Origin of the sequence: Pseudomonas sp. 58(2021) (assembly GCF_017491585.1) — a bacterium.
Lineage (GTDB): Bacteria > Pseudomonadota > Gammaproteobacteria > Pseudomonadales > Pseudomonadaceae > Aquipseudomonas > Aquipseudomonas fluorescens_BT.
Genome location: NZ_JAFGYZ010000045.1, coordinates 1 through 8,833, shown reverse-complemented (window position 1 = coordinate 8,833; position 8,833 = coordinate 1). Strand labels below are relative to the sequence as shown.

General features: G+C 47.8%; 6 protein-coding genes and 1 pseudogene. 5 read left to right on the top strand and 2 right to left on the bottom strand.

Annotation, left to right across the window (positions count from 1 at the left end; all coding sequences use genetic code 11):
- The first annotated feature begins 492 nt into the window (after positions 1-492).
- On the top strand, positions 493-2,142 hold the full coding sequence (locus J5M72_RS28665) for a hypothetical protein (protein ID WP_207868315.1): 1,650 nt from the start codon (positions 493-495) through the stop codon (positions 2,140-2,142).
- A 155-nt stretch (positions 2,143-2,297) separates the two neighbouring features.
- Here J5M72_RS28665 and J5M72_RS28660 read toward each other — a convergent pair whose 3' ends face one another.
- Positions 2,298-2,891, bottom strand: coding sequence for a DUF4326 domain-containing protein (locus tag J5M72_RS28660; protein ID WP_207868313.1), 594 nt, complete (start codon positions 2,889-2,891; stop codon positions 2,298-2,300).
- On the bottom strand, positions 2,888-3,331 hold the full coding sequence (locus J5M72_RS28655; protein WP_207868311.1) for a DUF488 domain-containing protein: 444 nt from the start codon (positions 3,329-3,331) through the stop codon (positions 2,888-2,890). Before J5M72_RS28655 ends, J5M72_RS28660 begins: the two co-directional genes overlap by 4 nt.
- A gap of 1,286 nt (positions 3,332-4,617) precedes the next feature.
- Between J5M72_RS28655 and J5M72_RS28650 the strand changes: the two genes are divergently transcribed.
- The 4 genes and pseudogenes from J5M72_RS28650 to J5M72_RS28635 form a co-directional block, all read left to right on the top strand.
- Complete coding sequence (locus J5M72_RS28650; RefSeq protein WP_207868308.1) at positions 4,618-5,403, top strand: phage Gp37/Gp68 family protein; 786 nt, start codon at positions 4,618-4,620, stop codon at positions 5,401-5,403.
- Between the two features lie 28 nt (positions 5,404-5,431).
- Positions 5,432-6,658: a three-Cys-motif partner protein TcmP gene (locus J5M72_RS28645; protein ID WP_207868306.1), complete on the top strand. Its 1,227-nt coding sequence runs from the start codon at positions 5,432-5,434 to the stop codon at positions 6,656-6,658.
- A gap of 105 nt (positions 6,659-6,763) precedes the next feature.
- Positions 6,764-7,828, top strand: coding sequence for a hypothetical protein (locus J5M72_RS28640; RefSeq protein WP_207868304.1), 1,065 nt, complete (start codon positions 6,764-6,766; stop codon positions 7,826-7,828).
- Between the two features lie 531 nt (positions 7,829-8,359).
- Positions 8,360-8,833 (top strand): annotated as a pseudogene (locus J5M72_RS28635) (hypothetical protein); the annotation flags it as partial.

Genomic DNA, 8,833 nt, shown 5'->3' with positions numbered 1-8,833 from the left:
GTTGGGGGAGGGGGTGGAGATGCCTAGGTTGGTTAGGCCGTGATTTTTTAGTTACTACGGCTCCACTACAAAGGCCGATTGCTGTAGTTCGTCGCTGACGCCTCAACTAATTGACGCCGAGCGGTCGCCACATTAGTAACGGCTCACGAACTCGGAAAGCTGTTCCGCCCCGCGATTGATTAAACTCCTGCTAGGCCTCCGACGCTGAATGTCTCAACAGGCGCCCAAGCGCTCGATTCTCGCCAAGTATCGAACAGCCATCGCGCAAAACATTAGGGCGATAATTTTCGGGAAGATTTAGGTGGTAGGCTAGAGTGGTCGAAGTATTGCTAATGGATTTATCATACCATGGGTCGCGTTGTGAACTGACGCCAAGCAACCCGTATGCTTTCATCAATGATTAAGGCGATATCGAGATGCCAGAAAGCGAAGCGAAACAAAGTTACCTGCTTAAATAAATTCCATACAGAGTAGTACCTCAAGGGGCAGTCGATGAAAGTTTTAGAATCACAGGTAGACACTCTATTTGATACAAACCCAATCCTAGGACTACCATTCCCGCATATTTATAACCATTTCTGTCAAATAGTGATGCGCGATATGCTGGACAACATGGAGTTGCCTTACAGCACCCTTATGCCGTACACCTTCATTTTTGAGAAAGCAAAGGACTTTAGCAATCAGAGCCTGGAGTCCTGTACTGAATCGGGATATTATATCAAACAAGAAGACTTCAATAATCTTTTTGCATGTGCAAATCTTAATATTGTATTCCCCTTTATTCACAACAAAATTTACAGTTTTACACGGAAAAGTGAAAACGAATCATTTGTTGACTATTCCGATCAGGAGACGGAAAGCCACGAACTGACTGACATTATACTCACCAATCTTTCGCTCCCGGCAGTGACTCGACTTGAAAGAAGCCCAAAGACCTTATTTGATAAAATTATTTACAGACTGAAGTCTAAAAGATCGATAGACCCGACTGCGTATTTTGAATATATTTCAAGAATGTACTGCGACTCTCAGAATGCCTTCGTTGAGGCCGACATAATACCGGATGCATTCTACACCCATATTGGTTTCTCTTCCTCGGAAGAGTTTAAAAAAATCCGAACTGCCTTTATGTGTCTCGGCCAGACCTATATAGATGTATCTGTTGTCGTCGACAAATATCTGACCGCAAACGCCTTGCACGACACACCTCTTGGCAAAAAGCTTTGGCAAGGCTTAGCCATGGCTAAAATGAAATATTCTGAAATTAAAGAGTTTATTCAGAGATTAACAAGCACGTCGGATGCAGATTTTGATAAATTTTCAGAGTTCTTCTTCTGCGCCGAAGGCGAGCAAACTAATATTTCTAATAAGTTCCTTCCACCATTTTGGCGAATTGAAGAGTATGTATACTTTTTACCTGCAGCCGTGCCTACGTTGCTCGGCGCAAGAAATCTTCTAATTTCTATTCAGAACGACAAAGCCAAAAACAAAAAATATAACTATGATGGCATGATCTCCAAATTTTTTGAGCCTGAACTATTAAAGCGAGCCGCAAAGCACTTTGAACACAATGGATTTGGCACGTGCCTCGAAAGGAACTTTGAGGGCGGCGAGATTGACCTGTTGGTTTATTGCAAAAGCTCTGACACCATTCTCACTATTCAAGCCAAAGCCACTCTTTATCCTGAGTCTGCCAGAATGGCCAGAAGGCTTGATGGTCGAATTGAAGAGGCCGTTGACCAAACTCTTCGCTTTGACAATTTAAGCACGGAGGCCAAAAGAACGATTTATAAAGAAGCATTCCCCGAAACTCAAGTCGCAGAGAATGTTAACCACTTGCGCGGGGTGCTTACAAACTCTGGCTTCGGAACAACGCGCAGCTGGCAGCTGCTCACAAAAAACAATATCACGCCTATTAACTGCAATATTCTTAAGAACGTTCTTCCGGAATGCGATTCACTTTTAGAGTTGCCGAAAAAAGTCCAAGAGCTTATCGACAAACTCAAAAGTGAATGTGAGATCATTGAAACTCCGAAAATCTTTGAGCTCCCCGATCACACCATTCATCAAAGACACGTTGAAGCACGCAATATGAAGAGCCTGTATGAAGCCCGATATTGGGGTGAGGCTATTGACCAGTAACGCTCTGCTTAATTATGCGTCGCCGAGGTGGTCTCTCGGCCATGCATTTTAAACTCCCCAATCCTACGAAAATTTCATACCCAAAGCACCGAAAACCTCAGAAGAACTTAAAGTAAACTCATTATTTTTATCGAGCCAAGTCTGGCTTTATATCTTTAGAGCCCATCATCTTGAGCATTTAGAAGAGCTGCCAGGACGTCTCCATGACACGCAGCAGGCTTGCAATGGCATGCGATGACCTTGCCCCTGATGATGCCGAGGTTGTGCTCAAGATTTTCAGATGCCTTCAGGAAGCCGCGACCGAGGTCATAGGCAAATTTGCGAATGACCTCGTCACGATCACCGTCATGGCCCATCTGGTATGGATTTCCCCAGATAGTGCCTCGACCGATGTACACGTCGTAGAGGTCACCTCGATCCTTGTTCACCACTAGAGTGAGCTGTAGCGGGACTACGCGGGTTGGAATCGTGGCCTGGCTCAAAGCATCTCTCAAATCGGCAAAGCACTCGCGATCTTCAAAGAGAATCGCGTGCGTTGCTTCTTCCACGGCACTGGCCTGGCCTTCCACTAGCTCGAACGAGATGCCCTTCTCTTCCGCGTAGGCGCTCACATACCCGTTGGGGTCAGATATCGCGACCAGCCGCACCTCAGGGGATTGACTGGTGTAGAACTGCACCTTCCTTTCCAGCTTCGAGTAGCAGAGGAATTCCTTTGGGTAGGCGATGAGGATGGTCTTGGTATCACTCATACAAGATGTTTGACATCGATAGACTCGTCGTTCCAATGCTCTTTCAAGTATTCGGTCACAAGCCGGCGATGGCACTGATGAGGTTGGTGCTCACTGCAGAGCAGGCAGCCACCATCCATGATATCCCGGCGCACATGTTTTTCGATGTTGCGCTTCGCCATCAGGTTCATGAACTTCTCCTCATACTGCTGCCAGGTGATGTCCTTCTTCTGGTATGGAGACAGGATCTCCTTGGTAGGAGCTAGGTCAGGCAGATGGACGTAGTCGACGTCACAGATCTCCGTCAGGAAATACTTCAGATCATCTCGCTTGGCGAAGCCTGAAAGCTGCGAGATGTTATTCAGCCTGACGTCCACGACACGCTTGGTTCCCGAGAGTTTGATCAGAGAGAAGAAGCGCTCCGCCTTCTTTTCGGTAAAGCCGATTGTCAGTATTTTCATGGGCATCCGTTTAGAGAATCGCTGCTACGAGCTTGTAGGCGTAGCCGGTTCTGGGATCAAGATCCCCCAAGCTGACCGTAAAATAGCTGTTTTCTGAAAGCTGGTAGGTACCGGCACCACGACGTAGATAGTCGCTCTCCGCCTGGATATCGGTAATCTTCAGAGCGTACTGTCTCTGGTTATACCTGAACGTGGCCCGAACCTTAAGCCTATGATCGCCAAAATCAGCGCCCTCAGCCGACACCCTGACGGAGGCACTCTCCGGTCGGATGAGATAAAGCGATTGACGCTGAGCAGTCAGAAGCCCAGGTGGTACCCTATCATTCACTCCACCAGTGCTGTGGTAGTTCGGCTCCCAGAGGTGTTGGGGAGTGTCTAAGAGCTGTGCGAGACCCTCCAGTCCCAAGCGGCTAGCCGACGTCCAAAGGGGCGGATGGCAAATGACGTGGTTCTCGATTTGATACTGGTGATTCTGAAGATTGGAAAAGGTGACTGAAGTGATATCCAGATGCTGAAGCACTAGGCCGTTTGCATAGGTGCGTTCAGGATCAGAAATCGAGTCATTCTCACGATTACTTACCGGGCGGATCCACGAGCCGTGTCCGTCACCTCCCCAGATCTTGCCTGCTACACACCTGCCCCCTGGTTTTTTAGAGCTGGCCAAGCACACGAACTGATGTTGGTATGGCGGCATAACGAAAATCCTTTTCATGATGGCTGTGCGCCATCTTGACCGTATCTCACTTGCCCTTCAATGACCGTTCATCGCCGCTTCGCTTGGCCTCGTTGGAGGTTCACATCCCTAGTTGATTGGAAAGCCGGGCCGCCCGCATCTGCCTCGTGAGCATCGTCGCCGGCATCCTTTCAAGCAAGCCATCTACCGGGCACTGGGCATGTCGGCTATACCGAGTTAGGCCACGACAAAATCAAGAAGCCCAGACTAGTTTCTCCCAGAAGAACCATGGAAGCTGGAACACAACAGCTTTTCTTTTGATTTCAAATAAATAGAGATCCTTTTTTGAAAAAAGCATTTAATAGTAGCCTTTTGATGTTGTCCCATATTTGTAAATTATGTCGTATTTATGACATTTCATGAGGCTCTCAACTCTCTTACGCAGGTTTTCCACGCCATACTGCTCATTCATACAGTCAGAAATGATGCGAGCCTCTAGGCCTCTCCGATGGCTGCCCAAAGGGATGGGAATTCATTATGATGGCCACCGAATTCGGCTTGCTCGGTCAGAAATGCGCCAGTTAGGAACGCAAACGAGGAGCTAGGAAGGGATATGGCAGAAACACAAATCGAGTGGACGGACTCTACTTGGAACCCAGTAGCCGGCTGCTCCATCATCAGCGCTGGGTGCAAAAACTGCTATGCCATGGAGATGGCGCGTCGCCTCGAGGCCATGGGTACCCCCAAGTACGTTGGGCTCACTCGCAAGAAGAACAAACGCATCGTCTGGAACGGCTCAGTCGTCGAAGACCACGATTCCCTGGCCATCCCGTATCGCTGGAAGAAGCCCAGGAAGGTGTTCGTCAACTCCATGAGCGACCTTTTCCACGAGAAGGTAAGCGAAGAGTTCATCATCGCGGTGTGGAAGGTGATGCGTGAGACTCCGCACCATAACTATCAGATCCTAACGAAGCGCCCTGAGCGGATGCGGCAGATCCTCAACGAGGTTATCACCGAGGTGTTGCCAAACGTCTGGTTGGGCACCTCTGTCGAGGATGCCGACGCCGCTGACCGTATCCAGTTTTTGAAGGAAACACCCGCTCAGATTCGGTTCATTTCCTTTGAGCCGCTGATTGGCCCGGTTGGCCCTATCGACCTCTCGCAGATCGACTGGGCTATCGTCGGTGGGGAGAGTGGAAACAAGGCGCGTCCGATTAAAGAGGGGTGGATCGACGAGATCTACACTCAGTGCATGGAAAGCGATACCGCGTTTTTCTTCAAGCAGTGGGGAACATGGGGTAAAGACAATGTTCGCCGCTCGAAAAAAGCCAACGGTAGAGAATATCGTGGCAAGACCTGGGACGAAATGCCTGTCAACTTGGTAGGCATGGCCCAGTAGATCTACCGTAGCCAGATAAGGACGTTTCATGGTCGGAAAGAGCTATGCTTGGGAAGACGGCGCTATCCTCGCCGAGCACTCACGGAAAAAGCACCAAATACTTCGCGAGTATTTTTATCACTATGTCATCACCCGGTGTGCGCACCCACAGGTCAGAAAGTTTCGTCTGGCGGTGGTCGATGGATTTAGCGGGGCCGGACGCTATCAGTGCGGCGCTGCGGGCTCGCCTGTAATCTTTATAGAAGAATTGTCTAGGGCAATAACCGATATCAATTTGAAAAGGGCTATCGCTAAAATGCCCTTGGTTGAGATTGAGTGCAGCCTGATTTTGAATGATGCTGAAAGGCCCGTAATCGAGCGCCTCAAAGAAGTTATTTCACCAATACTCATTCAAAGCCAGCTTTCAAATAGCCGCTTAAAAATAACAACTCACTACCACTGCGACCAGTTCGAAACTATTTACCCCACTATCAAATCACTGATTCGATCTGAACGCCACAAAAACATCATATTCAATTTAGACCAATGCGGCCACAGCCAAGTAAAAACCACGACACTCATTGACATGATGAAGCTCAATGACTCGGTAGAGGTCTTCTATACCTTCTTAATTACCGCGCTACTCGCTTTCCTAGAAAAAGATAACCCGAGCGTCCTTTTCAATCAGCTTTCCTATCTGCAACTTACAGACAATGACTTCGAAGCTCTCAAAGCGCAAGCCTCCAAGCGTGCTTGGCTAGGTGTCGCTGAGCGAATCGTGTTTGATAGTCTGCAAAAATGCGCAAATTATGTAAGTCCATTTTCGATTAACAACCCCGACGGTTGGCGTTACTGGCTAATACACCTCGCCAGCTCTCACAGAGCTAGGCAGGTTTATAACAACATTCTCCACAAGAATAGCAAAATGCAAGCTCATTACGGCAGGTCGGGGCTGAACATGCTTGCTCATGATCCTAATGAAGAAAAGACTCTGTACCTCTTCGACACGTCAGCAAGAGAGCAGGCTAAAGAGCAACTACTTGACGACATCCCTCGCTTTATGAGCAACATTAGCCAACCGTTACTTGTAGGCGACTTCTATCAGCGCATTTACAACCATACTCCAGCCCATAGTGACGATATCAACACTGCAATTCTTGAAAGCTTAGACCTTCAAGTAAAAACCCCAGCAGGCGGAAGCAGGAGAAAATCCACCCAAATCGAAACCAAAGACTATATTGAATTCAAAAAGCAAAAGAGCTTTTTCTTCAAGTAAACAACGGTGCAAAGTTCATCACTTTCGAAGCTACCTATCAATACATGTATCCTTACCTCTCAAAACACTGTGAACAATATTCCATAGAATGCGGAGAGCGCGCAAATGAACGGCTGGAATGATGAAGGGATATGGATCAAACCATCTCAGATCTGGAAGACAGAAAATCATATCTCAGATGCTGCTGCTGAAAGTTTTCTTAGCAAGCCAGGCGGAAACTACTACATAGGAATTTCATTTCACATTTCTCCTTTTACGATTATAAAAGGATCCGGACAAGTCGATACAACAACGAGATTTGAACCGTCTGATTTCCATTTATCAAGAACCCAAGATTCCTTCAATAGCTGGGGCGTAAACGCAATAAAAAGCAAATCCAGGCGCTCCGGATGCATGGATTATTGGGAATGGCTGCCTGGTGTAACGATCATTGATGAAAGTGACAAATACACTCTTCCATCTGATGAGCTAAGTGCCATTGCAGGAACAGAGTGGGCGGATAATGATCCACGGATTTTTCATGGAATATTCAGTAATGACGTTCACGACAATTTAATAACCAAATACATGGCAGATATTAACGCCATAACTGGCCCTAGATTCTCAGGGTGGCCTTTTGGATTCAGGCAACTGAAGGATGCTGTCTTTATTTGGGTACACGCAGACTCGAAAGAAATTCATGCAATGCTGCTGGCTTCCATCGTGCAGTTTGGAGATAAACATTGCTATCTGAACAAAAATCTCTACAACCCGGGAAACCATTTAGGGGCATGGAGCATTAAACCAAACGCCTGGGACTGCAGGCAGGTTTTGAGATTCCTATACAAATCTCGGCTATTATTGAGTGATGGCTTCCAGGAGATTGCTCTCGTTACCGCAGCATCTGCCGTAGAGCGTGCCTTTTTCGAAATCGTTTTATTTCTTGAGCAGAACAATGCCCAGCAAGCCACTGCCAAAATCAAAGCTCACAGCTTTATAGAAAGGGCAAAGTCATTAATTAGCAGCTATGGCTTCTCACTACCCGTCCCACTTCTTAGTGGCCTAACGCTCGCTTATAAAGCCAGAAACTCGATAGCTCACGAATTAAGCAACCACACCCACGACGATGTTATGAATCATATAAACCAATTTGAAGCGGTTATTGAATGGTATTATCAAAATATTCGCTGAAAAGGAATCCGTAATCGCTGAATCATCGCCATTTAATAAAAAAAATAGTGCGAACCTAGGAGTAATCGCTTTGAGCATGATCGCGGTATATTAGCGATATGAAAATATTGGCATAAAGGAATTTGCTATGAGCACCGATCAGTACCGCACGCAGGTCGCCAATATTCAGAACAGTATTGCAAACTTCAGGGCGAAAAAGCCAAGAAGGTTGATGCGCGGCAAAAGCGGGTAAGAAAAATCACGACGCCCTAGCTGCAGCAGCAAGCACTCTCTATTGTCCAGTTCTAGAGGTCAGGAATGCGATATCGGGCGTAATGGCTAATAGCCGGGCCGCAATCATCGTAGATGGCCATCTGCTTCCATACAAACATCTTCCCTCACCCGTTATCCTGCGCACCCCGCGAATGACAGGAATCAGCCGTTTGGGCACAGCTTTTTAGGTTTTGTCTTACAGCCAGCATTTGGGCTTTTCGATAGCGTCGGACTGTCAGAAGCCCAAGCCGGGATTCCCGAAGTGAACAAGGATGATTCATGAGTGAAATTGGAAACGTACCGCGGCCCGCGCAACCTAACCCGCCAAGAAAAAAGTTCTACCGTGGCGTAGAACCGACAGACCTGCACGCCAAGCACTGGGCAGAATACCCTGAGGCTCCGGCAGAGAAACCGGCTGCTGCGAAGCCAATTGCGGAACCCGGTTTCTACATCGTCCAGCAAGTCATGCCGCGTTCTGCACTGGAAGCTGCGTTGTTCGATAAGCCGGACGGCGCAACGCTTGAGAAATTCTCGCGCCTCAACCCTCACGTCACCGGTTACGCCAAGCCCGGGCAGCTCATCGTGTTGAGCGATCCGAACAATCCCCAGTGCACACGTGAAGAAGCGTTGCTCATGGAAGCGGCTCAGAAAGTGGACGCGGCACTCAAGCCCATGTCCGACGAAGAAGCGAGCTTCATGGTCCGTTATCGGAGCCAGATAGAATCGGTTCTTTCGCAAGGCTCTACATCAATC